Below are 17,526 nucleotides of genomic sequence, written 5' to 3'. Positions count from 1 at the left end.
CGGCGAGATCAGAATAGCCACCGTGATGTCGGTGACGCTGTCGACCGACCATCGCGCCGTCGATGGTGCGCTTGGTGCAGAACTGCTGGTCGCCTACAAGCGGCTGATCGAAAACCCGATGGGCATGCTGGTTTAGGACGGGAGAGGGCGGTGCGGATGGTCTTCACCAGCCTCTTCGCTTTCATTCTTTCCGGATTCGCCGGCGGCCTCGTCGCTCAATTGCTGGCGGTCGAAACCGATGCGCAGGAAGAATACATTCTCGTGTTCATGGCGTCCGCGCTTGTCACCATTTGCGTGACGATCGTGTTTTTCATTGCACAGCTCTTTTCGAACGCACCGGCGATCATCGACTGGCTGGCCCTTTGCGCGATTGTCCTGTTCGTGCTGATCGGACTCGGCTTGATCGGCTGGACGTTCTTCCAGCCGATCGGCAAGCGCCAGTGGGGAGGTGACATGCCAATCATCGCCGGCCTGGTTTTGCCGAACCTGGCCACTGTGCTGGTTCACTGGCTGTTCGTGCGCTGGCGGGTGGGACGCGGTTTGATCAACGCACGGGTGGGCGCATGAAGACGGTTCTTTGTTACGGCGACTCGCTGACCTGGGGCTACAATGCCGAAGGCGGCCGCCATGCGCTGGAAGACCGCTGGCCGAGCGTGCTGCAAGCAGCGTTAGGCGCCGGCGTGCAAGTGATTGCCGATGGCCTCAACGGCCGCACCACGGCCTTCGACGATCATCTGGCCGGTGCTGATCGCAACGGCGCCAGGCTGCTGCCGACGGTCCTGACGACGCACGCGCCGATCGACCTGATCATCTTCATGCTCGGCGCCAACGACATGAAGCCTTGGATCCACGGCAATCCGGTCGCAGCCAAGCAAGGCATCCAGCGGTTGATCGACATCGTGCGTGGTCACGACTACCCGTTCGACTGGCCGGCGCCGCAGATCCTGATCGTCGCGCCGCCTGTAGTCAGCCGCACCGAAAATGCCGACTTCAAGGAAATGTTCGCCGGTGGCGATGACGCCTCGAAGTTTTTGGCACCGCAATATGCCGCGCTCGCCGACGAAGCCGGCTGTGGCTTCTTCGACGCCGGCAGCGTGGCCCAAACCACACCGCTCGATGGCGTTCACCTCGATGCCGAAAACACGCGAGAAATCGGCAAGGCGCTGACGCCGATCGTGCGCGTCATGCTGGAATTGTGAAGGAGAAATACCGTGGCTGAGAACTACGACGTCATTATCATCGGCTCCGGCCCTGGCGGCTATGTCACCGCGGTGCGTTCCGCACAGCTTGGCTTCAAGACGGCGATCGTCGAGCGCGAGCATCTCGGCGGCATCTGCCTCAACTGGGGCTGCATCCCGACCAAGGCGCTGCTGCGCTCGGCCGAGATCATGCACTATTCGGATCACCTGAAGGACTACGGGCTGAAGCTCGACGGCAAGGTCAGCGTCGACACGTCGGCGGTGGTCGACCGATCGCGAAAAGTCTCGTTGCGGCTCAATGGCGGTGTTGCCTTCCTGATGAAGAAGAACAAGGTCGACGTCATCTGGGGCGAGGCCAAGCTCTCGAAACCCGGCGAAATCGTCGTGTCAAAGACGGCCAAGAAGCCGATGGAGCCGCAGCCGCCGGTGCCGAAAGGCGTCAAGGGCGAGGGCACCTACACCGCCAAGCACATCATCCTGGCGACGGGAGCGCGGCCGCGCGCGCTGCCCGGCATCGAGCCGGATGGCAAGCTGATCTGGACCTATTTCGAGGCGATGGTGCCGCCGGAAATGCCGAAGTCGCTGCTGGTGATGGGTTCGGGCGCCATCGGCATCGAATTCGCATCCTTCTATCGCACCATGGGCGCCGACGTGACGGTGGTCGAGCTGTTGCCTGCGGTGATGCCGGTCGAGGACGCCGAAGTCTCGAAATTCGCGCAGAAGCAGTTCGAGAAGCAAGGCATGAAGATCATCCTCGAAGCCAAGGTGACCAAGGTCGAGAAGGGTGCCAACTCGGTCACCGCACATGTCGAGATGAAGGACGGCAAGGTCGAGAAGATCACCGCCGACCGCATGATCTCGGCCGTCGGCGTGCAGGGCAACATCGAGAATCTCGGGCTGGAAGCGCTCGGCGTGAAGACCGAACGCGGCTGCATCGTCATTGACGGCTACGGTAAGACCAATGTACCCGGCATTTACGCCATCGGCGACGTCGCCGGCCCGCCGATGCTCGCCCACAAGGCCGAGCATGAGGGCGTGGTGTGCATCGAAAAAATCGCCAATTTCCCCGGCGTGCACGCCACTGACAAGCTCAAGATCCCCGGCTGCACCTATTGCAATCCGCAGGTCGCGTCCGTTGGCCTGACGGAAGCGAAGGCCAAGGCAGAGGGCAAGGATATCCGCGTCGGGCGCTTCCAGTTCGCCGCCAATGGCAAGGCCATCGCGCTCGGTGAGGACCAGGGCTTCATCAAGACCATCTTCGACAAGAAGACCGGCCAGCTGCTCGGCGCCCACATGGTCGGCGCCGAAGTGACCGAACTGATCCAGGGTTTTGTCGTGGCGATGAACCTGGAGACGACCGAGGAAGAACTGATGCACACCATTTTCCCGCACCCGACGCTGTCGGAGATGATGAAGGAAAGCGTGCTCGACGCCTATGGCCGCGCGCTCAACGCGTGATAAATTGAAAGCGCTGGCACAGATGGAACCCGGCGGCAAGGTACTTAGTTTGCGGATGCATTTTCATCCATCACACAAGGAGAAGGCATATGCACCTGAATGGCGTCGGCTGGATTGCAGCCATCATCATCGGCGGCCTGGCAGGCTGGCTCGCCGAAATGGTCATGAAGAGCAACACCGGCATCTTCATGAACATTGTTTTGGGTATCGTCGGCGCGGTCGTGCTGAACGCCATCCTCCAGGCACTCAACATCGGTGTGTTCGGTATCGGCTGGACCGCCTATCTGATCACCGGCTTTATCGGAGCCTGCCTGCTGATCTGGGCGGGGCGTCTGGTGCGCCGTTAACAGCACTGAAGAGCTGCTATGCGAAAAAGGCTGTTGCGGCATGCTCCGTCGCGGCCTTTTTCTTTGCGTTAAAAAGTCTTAGATGAACTTATGACAGCGAACGCCTGACTGGCGGTCGCGAATGAACCAGGTTTCCCGATGGTCACTGTCCTCGATACGATCGCCAACGCTCCGCGCTTGCGGCATCCGGAAAAGGCGCACAAGCCTGATCAGGATGTGCTGCGCAAGCCCGACTGGATTCGCGTCAAGGCGCCGATGTCGAAGGGCTATGCCGAAACGCGCGAAATCGTCAAATCGCACAAGCTGGTGACGGTCTGCGAAGAGGCCGGCTGCCCCAACATCGGCGAGTGCTGGGAAAAGAAGCACGCCACCTTCATGATCATGGGCGAGATCTGCACGCGCGCCTGCGCGTTTTGCAACGTCGCCACCGGCATTCCGACAGCTCTTGATGCCGATGAGCCGGCCCGCGTCGCGCACGCCGTCAAGCAGATGGGCCTGACCCATGTCGTCATCACCTCGGTCGACCGCGACGATCTCGCCGATGGCGGTGCGCAGCATTTCGCCGAGGTCATCCGCGCCATCCGCGCGGCAACGCCGTTGACGACGATCGAAATCCTGACGCCAGACTTCCTGCGCAAGGACGGCGCGCTGGAGATCGTCGTGGCGGCCAAGCCCGACGTCTTCAACCATAATCTCGAAACCGTGCCGTCAAACTATCTGACGGTTCGGCCGGGCGCTCGCTATTTCCATTCGATCCGGCTGTTGCAGCGGGTCAAGGAACTCGACCCGTCGATCTTCACCAAGTCCGGCATCATGGTCGGCCTGGGCGAGGAGCGAAATGAAATCCTGCAGCTGATGGACGATCTGCGTTCGGCCAATGTCGACTTCATGACCATCGGCCAGTACCTGCAGCCGTCGAAGAAGCACCATCCGGTGATCCGTTTCGTCACCCCGGAAGAATTCAAGTCCTTCGAGACGATCGGCCGGACCAAGGGTTTCCTGCTGGTGGCGTCGAGCCCGCTGACGCGCTCGTCGCATCACGCCGGCGACGATTTCGCCCGGCTGCGCGCGGCACGGGAAGCGCTTCTCAAGAAATCAGCCTAACTCGCTGGTTTTATGCCAAAATTCGAAGCCATCCGTCGCGTATCCCACACACCGGAGCAGATGTTCGCGCTGGTCGCCGATGTCGAATCCTATCCGCAATTCCTGCCGCTTTGCGAGGCGCTGACGGTTCGCTCGCGCAAGGAGCGCGACGGACGCACAGTTCTCCTCGCCGACATGAGCATCGGCTACAAGGCGATCCGGGAAACCTTCACGACGCAGGTGCTGCTGAAGCCGGACGAGAACACCATCGACGTGAAGTACATCGACGGCCCGTTCAAATATCTGAGCAATGTCTGGCGTTTCGAGCCGGACGGCGCCGGCTGCGCCGTCCGGTTCTTCATCGACTATGAGTTCAAGAGCCGTATTCTCGGCGCGGTGATGGGAACCATGTTCGACCGCGCCTTCCGCATGTTCGCCGAGGCTTTCGAGAAGCGTGCCGACGTCATCTACGGCGCAAAACCGGCTTGAGGCCTCCGGGGTCACCACGCGAAGGTGTTCTGAGTGTGCAACATCTCAAGCGAACCAAGAACCCAAGGCTATAGGTTTCCACTTTACCCCAGATCGCGACAATCCATAGGATTGATGATTGGCCGAAATTAGAACGTCGAGGTGAATCCCATGCTTTTCTGGATAGCGAGTGGGGTTGGACTGGCGATCGCCTATCTCTTCGGTTCTACGCCCACCGGCTATCTGGCGGGGAAACTGCTCAAGGGCATTGATATCCGAGAGCATGGTTCCAAATCCACTGGCGCAACGAACGTGTTGCGGACCCTTGGGAAATGGCCTGCGTTGGTGGTCCTGCTTGTGGATGTGCTGAAAGGTGCAGCGGCAATCATCTTTGCCAGCTGGTTTTATCCCTGGTTCCCCACGTTGCCGTTCGTCACGCCGCCAACTACGTTTGATCTGCAAACTTGGCTGCCTTGGGCTGTTTGCCTGGCTGGACTTGCCGTGTTGTTGGGGCATGGCCGTTCGATCTGGTTGAATTTTACAGGCGGCAAATCCGCTGCGACGGGGCTCGGCGTGTTGCTGGCGCTGTCCTGGCCAGTGGGTGTAGGTGCCGCAGCGGTTTTTGGCGCTGTGTTGGTTGTTTTTCGAATTGTTTCCCTGGGTTCGATGCTGGCGGCGTTGACTGCGATCGCCCTCATCTGCGGTTGGGAGCAGCCATTACCCTATCGATTGCTGGTGATTGCAGGCAGCATTTACGTGATTGCGCGCCATCGCGCCAACATTCAGCGGCTACTGGCTGGGACGGAGCCACGCCTGGGGCAAGGCAGCCCGGCATCGAAAGCAGAATCGCAAATTTAGCCTACCAACTGGCCAAACCCGCGTTTGTGAGCGCGCGCAAGCCGAGTTCCAGCGCGTGCCTGACCGTTTCGCGGCGAATGAAATCGCGACCCTTGTCTGCGAACAGTTTGTGCTCGGCGGTCACGCTCTGGCCGTCCAGGCTGACGCCGAACCAGACCAGACCGACCGGTTTTTCCGTGGAACCGCCGCCAGGCCCGGCAATGCCGGTGACCGCCAGGGTCAGCCCGGCGCGCGAACGCGCAAGCGCGCCTGTTGCCATTTCGATCGCCGTCTCGCGCGAAACCGCGCCATGCGCCTCAAGCGTGGCGGTGGAAACACCGAGCATGTCCATCTTGGCTTCGTTGGAATAGGTGATGAAGCCGCGATCGACCACGGCGGAGGAACCGGCGATGTCGGTCAGCGCGGCGATGATCATGCCGCCGGTGCAGCTTTCGGCCGTCGCCAGCATGATGCCGCGCTTCTGGCAGGCTTGCAGCAGGGCATTTGCCAGCTCGTTGTTGCTCATTCCGGCACCTCGCCGGGAAACACCACGCTGGCGGTGGCGATCGCCGCAATGCCTTCCTCGCGCCCGACAAAGCCGAGCTTCTCGTTGGTTGTCGCCTTGATCGAAATGCGATCCGGTGAAATTGCCAGCATCTGCGACAGGGCTGCGGTCATGGCCTCGCGATGCGGGCCGACGCGCGGCGCTTCGCAGATCAGTGTGATATCGGCATTGGCGATGCGTCCGCCGCGCTCGCGCACCAGTCTTGCCGCATGCTCGACGAAGATCCGGGAAGCAGCGCCTTTCCATTGCGGGTCGGACGGCGGAAAATGCGTGCCGATGTCGCCGGCGCCGCAAGTCGCCAGCAGCGCATCGGTCAGGGCGTGCAGGCCGACATCGGCGTCGGAATGGCCAGACAGTTTCTTGTCATGCGCAATGGCGACGCCACACAGGGTGACATGGTCGCCGGGTTCGAAGGCGTGGACGTCGTAGCCATTGCCGGTACGGATGTCGGGGAAGCGAACACGTTCGCCGGAAAGCCGCTGGTCCGCCATCGCAATATCCCGTGCCCAGGTGAGTTTGATATTGTCCGGCGAGCCCGGAACGATCTTTACCGGAATATGCGCCCATTCGGCGATCGCCGCGTCATCGGTAAAATCCATTTTTCCCAGATGATGGGCTTTCTCATGTGCGGCAAGGATAGGCCAGAATGGAAAGCCCTGTGGCGTTTGCGCCGCGTGGAGCCCGCTGCGCGAAACGGTTTCGCCAACCACGCCAGAGGTCGACTCGCGCTTCAGCGTGTCGGCGACGGGCAAAGCGGGCAACGCGCCCTCGCGCTCGCCGATTGCGGCGATGGTGCGGTCGATCAACTCCGCATCGACGAACGGACGCACGGCGTCGTGGATCAGAACCTGCGCCGGAGCGTGGCCTCTCAGCGCAAGCAATCCGAGCCGGACAGACTCCTGCCTGGTCGCCCCACCCATGACAGCGGTGACGCGCTCGGCATTGGCGCCCGCCGCCTGCCGGAACAGCTCGTGGTCGTCGGCATGGATGGCGACGACAATCTCGCTGGTCCGCGGGTGGGCAAGAAAAATTTCCAGCGTGTGCGCGATGACGGCAAAGCCGCCAATGTGTTGATATTGCTTCGGCCCGTTGGCCTGTCCGGCGCGCGCGCCACGGCCGGCCGCAACGATCACCACCGCGACCTTGCCATCCGCACTCGAAACGTGATTTTCACTTGCGTCAGTCATTGCAGATTGGTCCTAGCGCACGATCCCGAAAAGTGTAATCGGTTTTCGGAAAGATCATGCGCTGACTATGAAATTCCAAAGCGTCCTTAGCGCGTCCTGAAGGACGCGCGGCGCTTTGGTCACAGCCAATCCCGAAGGCCAGCATTTTCCCAATTGCGCCTTAATGTGGCGTCATTCCGCGTTGCACATTGCGGCGGTTCTGGCTAGAGAATGTGCAGCGAATGAACATGCTTGGTTTTTGTGCATGGTTAACTTGACCAAATTGGCCGCGCCGCTCGATGTCGGTGGTGTGAGAATCCGCAATCGCGTGTTCCTCGCGCCGATGTCGGGCATTACCGACGAGCCGTTCCGGCAGCGCGCTCACGCGCACGGCGCGGGCCTGGTCGTGTCCGAAATGGTGGCCAGCGGCGAGCTCGCCAAGGGCAGGGCCGGTTTCAACCTGCGCATACGCCACTCCGGCCTGCCGGTCCATATGGTCCAGCTTGCCGGCCGCGAGGCGGCGCACATGGCGGAAGGCGCGCGTATAGCCGCCGGCGAGGGCGCCGACATCATCGACATCAACATGGGCTGCCCGGCCAAGAAGGTCACTGGTGGCTATGCCGGCTCGGCATTGATGCTGGATCTCGACCATGCACTGTCGCTGATCGACGCCGTTGTCGGCGCGGTCGAGGTGCCGGTGACGGTCAAGATGCGGCTGGGCTGGGACGAAGGCGCGCTCAACGCGCCGATGCTGGCGCGCCGCGCCGAACAGGCAGGCGTCAGGATGGTGACCGTGCACGGCCGCACGCGCTGCCAGTTCTATCAAGGCAAGGCCGACTGGCGCGCCATCGCCCGCGTCAAAGAAGCCGTGTCCATCCCGGTCGTCGCCAACGGCGACGTGTCTTCGCCAGCAGAAGCGGCTGCTATCCTCGATCAGTCGGGTGCAGACGCTGTGATGATCGGCCGCGCGCATTATGGCGCGCCCTGGATCGCGGGCGGCATTGCGGCGGCAGCGACAGGCGAAACAACGCCAAATCTCCCACAGGGCTCGACGGTGCTGACTGACTACATCGTGGCGCACTATGAGGACATGCTCGCGCTCTACGGTGTCGAGAGCGGTCTGCGCCAGGCGCGCAAGCACCTCGGCTGGTATCTCGATCGTCATGCCGGCGGTGTCGCAGACGACAGCCGAAAGGCCATACTGACCGCATTCGAGCCCGCACGCGTCATTGCCTTGCTGCGCGATGTGTTTTCGCGCGATCCGCAACCTTTGAACCTGCGGAGCGCCGCATGAACGCCGCCGCTGGCCAGGGCGCTGAAATGGCGGATGCCGCCCAGATCGTGCTCAACACCATCCGCCGCCCGGTGATCATGATCAGCGAGCAAGGGTTCATCACCTACGCCAACGCCGACGCGGAAGACTTCTTTCGCTCGAGCGCGACGATGCTGGCGCGCAACACGCTGTCCAAGCTCATTCCCTTCGGCAGCCCGCTGCTTACGCTGGTCGATCAGGTGCGCGAGCGTCGGGCCCCGGTCAACGAGTACCGCGTCGACGTGTCGTCGCCGCGCCTGGGCATCGAGAAGGTCGTCGATCTCTACGTCGCCCCGGTGCCGGAATATCCGGGCTCCGTCGTGGTGATGTTCCAGGAACGGTCGATGGCCGACAAGATCGACCGGCAGATGACGCATCGCGGCGCGGCACGCTCGGTCACCGGCCTGGCGGCGATGCTTGCCCATGAGATCAAGAACCCGCTCTCCGGCATCCGTGGTGCCGCCCAGTTGCTCGAACTGTCGGCTTCCGACGAGGATCGCGCGCTGACGCGGCTGATCACCGACGAGACGGACCGCATCGTGTCGCTGGTCGACCGCATGGAGGTGTTTTCCGACGAGCGGCCGATCGATCGCTATCCCGTCAACATCCATGTCGTGCTCGACCATGTGAAGGCCATCGCCAAAAACGGTTTTGCCAAGAGAATCAAGATAATGGAGGATTATGATCCTTCATTGCCTCCGGTGTTTGCCAACCGTGACCAGCTCATCCAGGTGTTCCTCAACCTGGTCAAGAACGCCGCCGAGGCAATCGGCAGCGACCCACAGGGCGAGATCGTGCTGTCGACCGCCTTCCGGCCCGGCATCCGCGTTTCCGTGCCGGGTACGCAGGATCGCGTATCGCTGCCGCTGGAATTCTGCGTGCGCGACAATGGCTCCGGCGTCTCGGAAGATATTTTGCCGATCCTGTTCGATCCGTTCATCACCACCAAGCCGAACGGCTCCGGGTTGGGTCTTGCGTTGGTCGCCAAGATCGTTGGCGAGCATGGCGGCATCATCGAATGCGAATCGACGCCGCGTGGGACCACATTCCGCATCCTGATGCCGGCCTGGAAAGAAGCACCATACGGCGCCGATGAAGACGGTGAAGGAGACCGCAAATGACTGTTCGCGGCAATATTCTCGTCGCCGACGACGATGCGGCGATCCGCACCGTTCTCAACCAGGCGCTTTCGCGCGTCGGTCACGAGGTGCGCGTCACCTCCAACGCTTCGACGCTGTGGCGCTGGGTGGCGGCGGGCGAGGGCGATCTGGTCATCACCGATGTGGTGATGCCGGACGAAAACGCCTTCGACATGCTGCCGCGCATCAAGAAGGCGCGGCCTGAACTTCCGGTCATCGTCATGAGCGCCCAGAACACCTTCATGACGGCGATCCGCGCATCCGAAACCGGCGCCTATGAATATCTGCCGAAGCCGTTCGACCTGACCGAACTGCTCAGCATCGTCAACCGGGCGCTTTCCGAGCCGCGGCGGCCGAAGATCGATGCGCGGCCGGAAGAGCAGCCCGACGCAATGCCGCTGGTCGGCCGCTCGGCCGCCATGCAGGACATCTACCGCATGCTGGCGCGCATGATGCAGACCGACCTGACGGTGATGATCTCGGGCGAATCCGGCACCGGCAAGGAGCTGGTGGCGCGCGCTTTGCATGAATATGGCCGCCGTCGCGGCGGCCCGTTCGTTGCCATCAACATGGCGGCGATCCCGCGCGATCTGATCGAATCGGAACTGTTCGGCCACGAGAAGGGCGCCTTCACCGGCGCGCAGAATCGCTCGACAGGGCGTTTCGAACAGGCCGAAGGCGGTACATTGTTCCTCGACGAGATCGGCGATATGCCGATGGAGGCGCAGACGCGCCTGTTACGTGTGTTGCAGCAGGGCGAATACACCACGGTTGGCGGACGAACGCCGATCAAGACCGATGTGCGCATCGTCGCCGCCACCAACAAGGATCTGCGCACGCTAATCAACCAGGGGCTCTTCCGCGAGGATCTGTTCTATCGCCTCAACGTCGTGCCGCTCAGGTTGCCCGCGCTGCGCGAGCGCTCCGAGGACGTGCCGGACCTCGTCCGCCACTTCTTCAAACTCGGCGAGATGGAAGGCCTGCAGACCAAACGCATCTCGCCCGGCGGCATCGAACTGATGAAGCGCTATCCATGGCCGGGCAATGTGCGCGAACTGGAAAACCTCGTCCGCAGGCTCGCCGCACTCTATTCGCAGGACGAGATTTCCGCCGAGATCATCGAGGCCGAGCTCAAAACCGGCGAACGCCCGGTGGTGCCGGGCGGCGGCAATCTCATTCCCGACGACCTGTCGATCGGCCAGGCTGTGGAGCACTTCCTGCAGCGCTATTTCGCCTCGTTTGCCGGCGATTTGCCACCCGCCGGACTTTATCAGCGCATCCTGTCCGAGGTCGAATATCCGCTCGTCCTGGCCTCGATGACGGCAACTCGCGGCAACCAGATCAAGGCGGCGGAATTGTTGGGCTTAAACCGCAACACGCTGCGCAAGAAGATTCGCGAACTCGGCGTCAACGTCTACAAATCATCGCGGCAGGGCTGAGCCTGATCTGAAGATCGGGCTCTTTTCGGGGGACGGCTCGCGAAAGATTTCCGTCTCGGTCACACTTGTTGCATAATCGCCACAATGCGTTGCATACATCCGACGCAATCATGGCTCTAGACGGCGAAATGGCTCCGCAGGCACCGACAACAAACCAACCGCTTTTCAGCGAACCCGGCACGCGTGACGGGCGCCGGCTGTTGGCGCTGCCCGGCGTGGTCGCGGTTGTGGGCGCCCTGGTGACGGCGGCGATCTCGTTCACCATCCTTGTTGGCGCGACGCCGATCACGCCAAACGAATCGACGACGCTGGCGCTGATTGCCCTCAACGCGGCTTTCGTCCTATTCCTCATTGCGCTGGTCGGACGTGAAGTTCACCGTATCCTCATGGCGCGCCGGCACGGCAAGGCCGCCTCGCGGCTGCATGTGCGCATCGTCGCCATGTTCGCTCTGGTCGCCGCCATTCCAGCGATCATGGTGGCGATCATCGCGTCGATCACGCTCGACATCGGTCTCGACCGCTGGTTCGAGATACGCACCAAGACGATCGTCAATTCGTCGCTGTCGATCGCCGACGCCTATGTCCAGGAAAATGCCCGCAATCTCCAGGGCACGACACTGTCGATGGCCTATGATCTAGATGCGTCGCGCACACTCTATGGCCTTGATCGCACTGGCTTTCTCGACCTGATGAACAAGGAAGCCGTAGGCCGGTCGCTGGCCCATGCGGCGCTGATCAAGCCGGACGGCTCTTTCGTCATGAGCGCCAAGACCGATACGGATTTCGCCATGCCCGAGCCACCGGAAGGCGCCGTGTCCAGCGCCTCCGATGGCAAGCCGGTGCTGATCGAGCCGAAAACGCGCAACATCATGGGCGCCATCGTCAAGCTGCGCGAGATCGAAGGGCTCTATCTCTACACCATTCGCCTCGTCGATCCCGAAGTGATCAAGGCGCGGCAGATCGTCAGGTCCAACACCGACGAATATCGTGGTCTGGAAGACAACCGCCGCACCTCGCAGGTGGCCTTCGCGCTGCCCTATCTGTCGCTGACGCTGATCATCATCCTGTCCGCCATCTGGACCGGCATTGCGGTTGCCGACCGTCTTGTGCGGCCCATTCGCCAGCTTATCGGTGCCGCCGACGAGGTGGCGACCGGCAATCTCGACGTTGCGGTTCCCGTCAGGCCTTCGGACGGCGATGTCGCTTCGCTCGGCGACACGTTCAACAAGATGCTTCTGGAACTGAAATCACAGCGCAACGAAATCCTGTCGGCCAAGGACCTGATCGACGAACGGCGCCGCTTCTCGGAAGCCGTGCTTGCCGGCGTCACCGCAGGCGTCATCGGCGTCGATCCCTACGGCATCGTTACCATCGTCAACCGCTCGGCCGAGGCAATGCTGGCCATCTCCGCCAGCGCGGCGCTTGGGCAGAACCTCTCCGCCGTGCTGCCGCATGTCGGCCGCGTCTTCGAGATCGGCCGCAAGTCCGGCAAGCCTGTCTATCGTGAGCAGGTGACCTTCTATCGCGCCGGCGCCGAGCGGACCTTCAACGTGCAGATCACCATCGAGGCTGGCGACGACGGCTCGGAGGAAAAATCCTATGTCGTGACGGTCGACGACATCACCGATCTGGTTCAGGCGCAGCGCTCCTCCGCCTGGGCCGACGTGGCGCGGCGCATCGCCCACGAGATCAAGAATCCGCTGACACCGATCCAGCTTTCGGCCGAGCGCATCAAGCGACGCTTCGGCAAGGTCATCACCGAGGACCGCGAGATTTTCGATCAATGCACCGACACCATCATCCGGCAGGTCGAGGATATCGGCCGCATGGTCGACGAATTCTCCGCTTTCGCGCGGATGCCTAAGCCCGAGATGAAAGCCATCGACCTGCGCGAATCCTTGCGCGAGGCCTCGTTCCTGGTTGAAGTCAGCCGCGCCGACATTGCTTTCGAGCGCGTGTTCGGCAACGAGCCGCTCAAGGGCACGTTCGACAGCCGCCTGATGGCGCAGGCTTTCGGCAATGTGATCAAGAACGCCGCCGAGGCGATCGATGGATTGGAACAGAAGGACGGTTCGCACGGCATAATCCGGATTCAAGCCGGGCGCCAGAATGGTGCGATTCGCATTGACGTCATCGACAATGGCAAAGGCCTGCCGCGCGAGAATCGCCAACGGCTGCTCGAGCCCTATATGACCACACGCGAGAAGGGCACCGGGCTCGGTCTCGCTATCGTCAAGAAGATCGTGGAGGACCATGGTGGCAGGCTGGAACTTCATGATGCACCTGCGGATTTCCACAATGGGCGCGGCGCGATGATCAGCATCATCCTGCCGCCTGCGGCCGTTGCGGCTTCGCGCGGCGAAAGCAGGACGGAAAACGAACGAGAAACTGAAAAGGTCGGTAATGGCGTCTGATATTCTCATCGTCGATGACGAGGAAGACATCCGTGAACTCGTCGCGGGCATCCTGAGCGACGAAGGTCACGAAACCCGCACGGCATTCGATGCCGACAGCGCGTTGGCGGCGATCGCCGACCGGGCGCCGCGGCTGATTTTCCTCGACATCTGGCTGCAGGGCTCGCGCCTGGACGGGTTGGCGCTGCTCGACGAGATCAAGACGATGCACCCGACCTTGCCCGTGGTGATGATTTCGGGCCACGGCAACATCGAAACGGCGGTCTCCGCCATCCGTCGCGGCGCCTATGACTTCATCGAAAAACCGTTCAAGGCCGACAGGCTGATCCTCATTGCCGAGCGTGCGCTCGAGACCTCGAAATTGCGGCGCGAGGTTTCCGACCTCAAGCTGCGCAGCGGCGAAACCTTCGATCTGATCGGCATGTCGTCGGCGATGAGCCAGTTGCGCCAGACTATCGAACGCGTCGCGCCGACCAACAGCCGCGTCATGATCATCGGCCCGTCAGGCTCGGGCAAGGAACTGGCCGCACGTGCCATCCACACGCTGTCGGCGCGCAAGACCGCGCCTTTCGTGACGCTGAGCGCCGCCAACATCACGCCCGAGCGCATGGAGATCGAGCTGTTCGGCACTGAATCGAACGGCGTCGAGCGCAAGGTCGGCGCGCTCGAGGAGGCTCATCGCGGCATCCTCTACATCGACGAAGTGGCCGATATGCCGCGCGAGACGCAAAACAAGATCCTGCGCGTGCTGGTCGAGCAGCAGTTCGAGCGGGTAGGGGGCACCAAGCGGGTCAAGGTCGATGTCCGCATCATCTCCTCGACCTCGCAGAATCTCGAGGCGATGATCGCCGACGGCCGTTTCCGCGAGGATCTTTATCATCGCCTGGCAGTGGTGCCGGTCATGGTGCCGGGATTGGCCGAGCGGCGCGAGGACATTCCCTATCTCGTCGACAATTTCATGAAGCAGATCGCCCGCCAGGCCGGCATCAAGCCGCGCCGCATCGGCGACGACGCGCTGGCTGTGCTGCAGGCGCATAATTGGCCGGGCAACGTCCGCCAGCTGCGCAACAATGTCGAGCGCCTGATGATCCTGGCGCGCGGCGATGATGTCGATGCGCCGATCACCGCGGACCTTTTGCCGGCCGAGATTGGCGATGTCATGCCGCGAACGCCGAATCAATCCGACCAGCACATCATGGCGCTGCCACTGCGCGAGGCGCGCGAACAGTTCGAGAAGGACTATCTGATCGCCCAGATCAACCGCTTCGGCGGCAACATCTCGAAAACCGCCGAGTTCATCGGCATGGAGCGCTCCGCCTTGCACCGCAAGCTGAAGTCGCTGGGCGTCTGACGCGCAGCGCCAGCCAGCCGCGCCTGTACCAAGCATTTGCCGGTTACGGCGGCGGCGGAATCGCATAAGAAAGCCCCGAGACTTTCTTAGAGGTTGCCCATGCCGCGCATTGCCTATGTCAACGGGCGCTACGTCGCTCATGCCGACGCTGCCGTGCATATCGAGGATCGCGGCTATCAGTTCGCCGACGGTGTCTATGAGGTCTGCGAGGTGGCGCGTGGCTTCATCGTCGACATGCCGCGCCATCTGGCCCGGCTGAACCGCTCGCTGACCGAATTGTCAATCGCCTGGCCAGTCACCTCTCACGTGCTGCCGCTGATCCTGCGCGAGGTGGTCAACCGCAATCATGTCGCCAACGGCCTGGTCTATGTCCAGGTGACGCGCGGCGTTGCCAGCCGCGACTTTGTCTTCCCTTCCGCCGACACCAAGCCATCCCTGGTGGTGACTGCCAGGAAGGCCGATCCCGCCGCTGGTGCAAAGCGAGCCGAGACCGGCATCGCGGTCATTACCGTGCCGGAAAACCGCTGGGACCGCGTCGACATCAAGAGCGTCGGGTTGCTGCCCAATGTCTTGGCCAAGCAGAAGGCCAAGGAGGCCGGCGCCCAGGAAGCCTGGTTCGTCGACACCGACGGTAACGTCAAGGAAGGCGGCTCGTCCAACGCCTGGATCGTCACCAGGGACGGCGTCCTGGTCACCAGGCCGGCCGAGCATGGCATCCTGCGCGGCATCACCCGCACGACCATGTTTGAAGTGGCGGCCAAGCTAGGCCTGAAGATCGAGGAGCGCGGCTTTTCCGTTGCCGAGGCCAAGGCGGCACGCGAGGCGTTCATCAGTTCCGCAACGACAATTGCCATGCCGGTGGTGGCCATCGACGGCGATACGGTCGCCAACGGGCACCCCGGCTCAATAACACTTTCCTTGCGGCAAGCCTTTTTTGACATTGCGGAAAAAAGTCCAGCCTGATAACCGCACAGGTGGAATGAACATCAATATATCTCGTTCTGCTTGTCGTTACTGACGACAAGACGGTGTTTGCGAGCTTGACATGCGCCCGTTAATTTGGCGCATTGGCTTGCAAACCGAAGGGGATCGGCGAAAGACAAGAACAATGGCGGAACGATCGCAAAACCTTCAGGACCTGTTCCTGAATTCAGTTCGCAAGAGCAAGAACCCACTCACCATCTTCCTCATCAACGGCGTCAAGCTGACCGGCGTGGTCACTTCGTTCGACAATTTCTGTGTGCTGCTGCGCCGTGACGGTCACTCCCAGCTCGTCTACAAGCACGCCATTTCCACGATCATGCCGAGCCAGCCGGTTCAGATGTTCGATGGCGAGGAAAGCCAGGGCGCCTGATTGGCACGTGAGAAAGACGCGGACGCCACCGTTCGCGGAAAACCAGCGCATCATCCCGGGACGGAAGCCAACGGCCCGACCCGGGCCGTTGTCATTGTGCCCGTCCTTACCCGCCACCAGCGCAACGACGACGAGACCAACCGCCCACGGCTGATGCGTTCGGCTGACGCTCGCCACGACGAGGCCGTCGGCCTTGCCCGCGCCATCAACCTTGATCTGATCCACACAGCGGTGGTCACCGTCAACGATCCGCGCCCGGCGACATTGCTCGGCAGCGGCAAGGTCGCCGAGTTCGCTGAAATCGTCAAAGAGGGACATGCGGAAGTGGTCGTCGTCGACCATCCGCTAACCCCTGTGCAGCAGCGCAATCTCGAGAAAGAGCTGAACGCCAAGGTGCTGGATCGCACCGGGCTGATCCTCGAAATCTTCGGCGAGCGTGCACGCACCAAGGAAGGCACGCTGCAGGTTGAGCTCGCTCATCTCAACTACCAGAAGGGCCGCCTCGTACGCAGCTGGACCCACCTTGAGCGCCAGCGCGGCGGCGCCGGCTTCCTCGGTGGCCCCGGCGAAACGCAGATCGAATCCGATCGGCGGCAGTTGCAGGAAAAGATCATCAAGCTGAAGCACGAGCTGGAAACGGTGCGCCGTACGCGCGACCTGCACCGTGCCAAGCGCAGGAAGGTGCCGTTCCCGGTGGTGGCGATCGTCGGCTACACCAATGCCGGCAAGTCGACGCTGTTCAACCGGCTGACCGGAGCAGACGTACTGGCGCAGGACATGCTGTTTGCCACGCTTGACCCGACGCTGCGCCGCGTGCGCCTGCCGCACGGCACGCCGATCATCCTTTCGGACACGGTCGGCTTCATCTCGGACCTGCCGACGCATCTGATCGCCGCTTTCCGCGCCACCCTGGAAGAGGTGGTCGAGGCCGACCTCGTCCTTCACCTGCGCGACATTTCTGACCCCGATACAGCCGCCCAGGCCGAGGATGTCGAGCGCATCCTGGCCGACCTCGGTGTCGATGCCGGCGACGCAAAGCGTGTGATCGAAGTGTGGAACAAGATCGATCGGCTCGACGAGGGCAACCGCAGCCGGCTGCTTGCCGATGGCGCCGACGCCAGCAAGGCGCCGCCGATTGCTGTGTCGGCGGTGACCGGCGAGGGTATCGATGCGCTGAAGGCGATCATCGAAACACGGATGGCCGGCGAGCTCGAAGACCTGACGGTGACGATCGAGCCGGCACAGTTCGGCCTTGTCGACTGGCTTTATCGCAATGGCGACGTCGTTTCGCGAAGCGACAATGATGACGGCAGCGCCACCATCTCGCTCAAGGCCACACAAAGCGCCCGCGAAGAGATCGAAAGCAGATTGCGTCGTAAAAACAACGGGTAATG

The 17,526-nt window shown here is 62.1% G+C and carries 18 protein-coding genes; 16 read left to right on the top strand and 2 right to left on the bottom strand.

What is annotated here, in order from left to right:
* The 8 genes from C8D77_RS31095 to plsY form a co-directional block, all read left to right on the top strand.
* Nucleotides 1-136 (top strand): 2-oxo acid dehydrogenase subunit E2 (locus C8D77_RS31095; RefSeq protein ID WP_146211846.1); only part of this gene is annotated, 136 nt, incomplete at its 5' end.
* Nucleotides 137-156: 20 nt separating this feature from the next.
* Nucleotides 157-567, top strand: a complete 411-nt coding sequence (locus C8D77_RS31090; RefSeq protein ID WP_245462848.1) for a hypothetical protein — start codon at nt 157-159, stop codon at nt 565-567.
* Nucleotides 564-1,199, top strand: a complete 636-nt coding sequence (locus C8D77_RS31085; RefSeq protein ID WP_109671325.1) for an SGNH/GDSL hydrolase family protein — start codon at nt 564-566, stop codon at nt 1,197-1,199. Before C8D77_RS31090 ends, C8D77_RS31085 begins: the two co-directional genes overlap by 4 nt.
* A 12-nt stretch (nt 1,200-1,211) precedes the next feature.
* Entirely contained in the window at nt 1,212-2,657 is a 1,446-nt protein-coding gene (lpdA, locus tag C8D77_RS31080; protein WP_109671324.1) for a dihydrolipoyl dehydrogenase, read from the top strand.
* An 89-nt stretch (nt 2,658-2,746) separates the two neighbouring features.
* Nucleotides 2,747-3,004 (top strand): GlsB/YeaQ/YmgE family stress response membrane protein, encoded by a 258-nt coding sequence (locus C8D77_RS31075; protein WP_109671323.1) that lies wholly within the window; start codon nt 2,747-2,749, stop codon nt 3,002-3,004.
* A 138-nt stretch (nt 3,005-3,142) separates the two neighbouring features.
* The gene (gene lipA / locus C8D77_RS31070) at nt 3,143-4,108 is read left to right on the top strand and encodes a lipoyl synthase (protein WP_109671322.1); all 966 of its coding nucleotides are present in this window, start codon (nt 3,143-3,145) and stop codon (nt 4,106-4,108) included.
* 12 nt (nt 4,109-4,120) lie between these two features.
* Nucleotides 4,121-4,576: a type II toxin-antitoxin system RatA family toxin gene (locus tag C8D77_RS31065; RefSeq protein ID WP_109671321.1), complete on the top strand. Its 456-nt coding sequence runs from the start codon at nt 4,121-4,123 to the stop codon at nt 4,574-4,576.
* A 150-nt stretch (nt 4,577-4,726) separates the two neighbouring features.
* A complete protein-coding gene (plsY, locus tag C8D77_RS31060) occupies nt 4,727-5,413 on the top strand; it encodes a glycerol-3-phosphate 1-O-acyltransferase PlsY (RefSeq protein ID WP_109671320.1) in 687 nt (228 codons plus the stop codon).
* Between the two features lies 1 nt (nt 5,414).
* Here the strand turns inward: plsY and C8D77_RS31055 are convergent, their stop codons facing one another.
* Both C8D77_RS31055 and C8D77_RS31050 read right to left on the bottom strand, forming a co-directional pair.
* Entirely contained in the window at nt 5,415-5,918 is a 504-nt protein-coding gene (locus C8D77_RS31055) for a CinA family protein (protein ID WP_109671319.1), read from the bottom strand.
* A complete protein-coding gene (locus C8D77_RS31050; RefSeq protein ID WP_109671318.1) occupies nt 5,915-7,144 on the bottom strand; it encodes a bifunctional 2-C-methyl-D-erythritol 4-phosphate cytidylyltransferase/2-C-methyl-D-erythritol 2,4-cyclodiphosphate synthase in 1,230 nt (409 codons plus the stop codon). Before C8D77_RS31050 ends, C8D77_RS31055 begins: the two co-directional genes overlap by 4 nt.
* Before the next feature lie 244 nt (nt 7,145-7,388).
* Here C8D77_RS31050 and dusB point away from each other — a divergent pair, with 244 nt between their 5' ends.
* From dusB to hflX, 8 genes are all read left to right on the top strand, one after another.
* Nucleotides 7,389-8,417: a tRNA dihydrouridine synthase DusB gene (gene dusB, locus C8D77_RS31045; RefSeq protein ID WP_109671317.1), complete on the top strand. Its 1,029-nt coding sequence runs from the start codon at nt 7,389-7,391 to the stop codon at nt 8,415-8,417.
* Nucleotides 8,414-9,556, top strand: coding sequence for a two-component system sensor histidine kinase NtrB (locus C8D77_RS31040; protein ID WP_109671316.1), 1,143 nt, complete (start codon nt 8,414-8,416; stop codon nt 9,554-9,556). The genes dusB and C8D77_RS31040 overlap by 4 nt, the downstream gene beginning before the upstream one ends.
* Nucleotides 9,553-11,013 carry a nitrogen regulation protein NR(I) gene (gene ntrC, locus C8D77_RS31035; RefSeq protein WP_109671315.1) on the top strand — a complete coding sequence of 487 codons (1,461 nt, stop codon included), beginning with the start codon at nt 9,553-9,555 and terminating at the stop codon, nt 11,011-11,013. Before C8D77_RS31040 ends, ntrC begins: the two co-directional genes overlap by 4 nt.
* Nucleotides 11,014-11,141: 128 nt before the next feature.
* Nucleotides 11,142-13,427 carry a sensor histidine kinase NtrY-like gene (locus C8D77_RS31030; protein WP_170136868.1) on the top strand — a complete coding sequence of 762 codons (2,286 nt, stop codon included), beginning with the start codon at nt 11,142-11,144 and terminating at the stop codon, nt 13,425-13,427.
* Complete coding sequence (ntrX, locus tag C8D77_RS31025) at nt 13,417-14,778, top strand: nitrogen assimilation response regulator NtrX (RefSeq protein ID WP_056588733.1); 1,362 nt, start codon at nt 13,417-13,419, stop codon at nt 14,776-14,778. The genes C8D77_RS31030 and ntrX overlap by 11 nt, the downstream gene beginning before the upstream one ends.
* A gap of 99 nt (nt 14,779-14,877) precedes the next feature.
* A complete protein-coding gene (locus C8D77_RS31020; RefSeq protein WP_109671313.1) occupies nt 14,878-15,741 on the top strand; it encodes a D-amino-acid transaminase in 864 nt (287 codons plus the stop codon).
* 145 nt (nt 15,742-15,886) lie between these two features.
* Nucleotides 15,887-16,132 (top strand): RNA chaperone Hfq, encoded by a 246-nt coding sequence (gene hfq / locus C8D77_RS31015; protein ID WP_006202172.1) that lies wholly within the window; start codon nt 15,887-15,889, stop codon nt 16,130-16,132.
* Nucleotides 16,133-17,524: a GTPase HflX gene (gene hflX, locus C8D77_RS31010; protein WP_109671312.1), complete on the top strand. Its 1,392-nt coding sequence runs from the start codon at nt 16,133-16,135 to the stop codon at nt 17,522-17,524. It begins immediately after the preceding gene.
* Nucleotides 17,525-17,526: the final 2 nt, after the last annotated feature.

Origin of the sequence: Mesorhizobium loti (genome assembly GCF_003148495.1) — a bacterium.
GTDB classification, from domain to species: domain Bacteria; phylum Pseudomonadota; class Alphaproteobacteria; order Rhizobiales; family Rhizobiaceae; genus Mesorhizobium; species Mesorhizobium loti.
Note: the sequence above shows the minus strand (reverse complement) of the source record. Positions and strands in the feature narration are given on the sequence as shown.

Excerpts from the sequence above, each read along its gene's own strand:
- C8D77_RS31090 (WP_245462848.1), top strand. The coding sequence starts at position 157 with ATGGTCTTCACCAGCCTCTTCGCTTTCATTCTTTCCGGATTCGCCGGC.
- C8D77_RS31085 (WP_109671325.1), top strand. The coding sequence starts at position 564 with ATGAAGACGGTTCTTTGTTACGGCGACTCGCTGACCTGGGGCTACAAT.
- C8D77_RS31075 (WP_109671323.1), top strand. The coding sequence starts at position 2,747 with ATGCACCTGAATGGCGTCGGCTGGATTGCAGCCATCATCATCGGCGGC.
- lipA (WP_109671322.1), top strand. The coding sequence starts at position 3,143 with ATGGTCACTGTCCTCGATACGATCGCCAACGCTCCGCGCTTGCGGCAT.
- C8D77_RS31065 (WP_109671321.1), top strand. The coding sequence starts at position 4,121 with ATGCCAAAATTCGAAGCCATCCGTCGCGTATCCCACACACCGGAGCAG.
- plsY (WP_109671320.1), top strand. The coding sequence starts at position 4,727 with ATGCTTTTCTGGATAGCGAGTGGGGTTGGACTGGCGATCGCCTATCTC.
- C8D77_RS31055 (WP_109671319.1), bottom strand. The coding sequence starts at position 5,918 with ATGAGCAACAACGAGCTGGCAAATGCCCTGCTGCAAGCCTGCCAGAAG.
- C8D77_RS31050 (WP_109671318.1), bottom strand. The coding sequence starts at position 7,144 with ATGACTGACGCAAGTGAAAATCACGTTTCGAGTGCGGATGGCAAGGTC.
- dusB (WP_109671317.1), top strand. The coding sequence starts at position 7,389 with ATGGTTAACTTGACCAAATTGGCCGCGCCGCTCGATGTCGGTGGTGTG.
- C8D77_RS31040 (WP_109671316.1), top strand. The coding sequence starts at position 8,414 with ATGAACGCCGCCGCTGGCCAGGGCGCTGAAATGGCGGATGCCGCCCAG.
- ntrC (WP_109671315.1), top strand. The coding sequence starts at position 9,553 with ATGACTGTTCGCGGCAATATTCTCGTCGCCGACGACGATGCGGCGATC.
- C8D77_RS31030 (WP_170136868.1), top strand. The coding sequence starts at position 11,142 with ATGGCTCCGCAGGCACCGACAACAAACCAACCGCTTTTCAGCGAACCC.
- ntrX (WP_056588733.1), top strand. The coding sequence starts at position 13,417 with ATGGCGTCTGATATTCTCATCGTCGATGACGAGGAAGACATCCGTGAA.
- C8D77_RS31020 (WP_109671313.1), top strand. The coding sequence starts at position 14,878 with ATGCCGCGCATTGCCTATGTCAACGGGCGCTACGTCGCTCATGCCGAC.
- hfq (WP_006202172.1), top strand. The coding sequence starts at position 15,887 with ATGGCGGAACGATCGCAAAACCTTCAGGACCTGTTCCTGAATTCAGTT.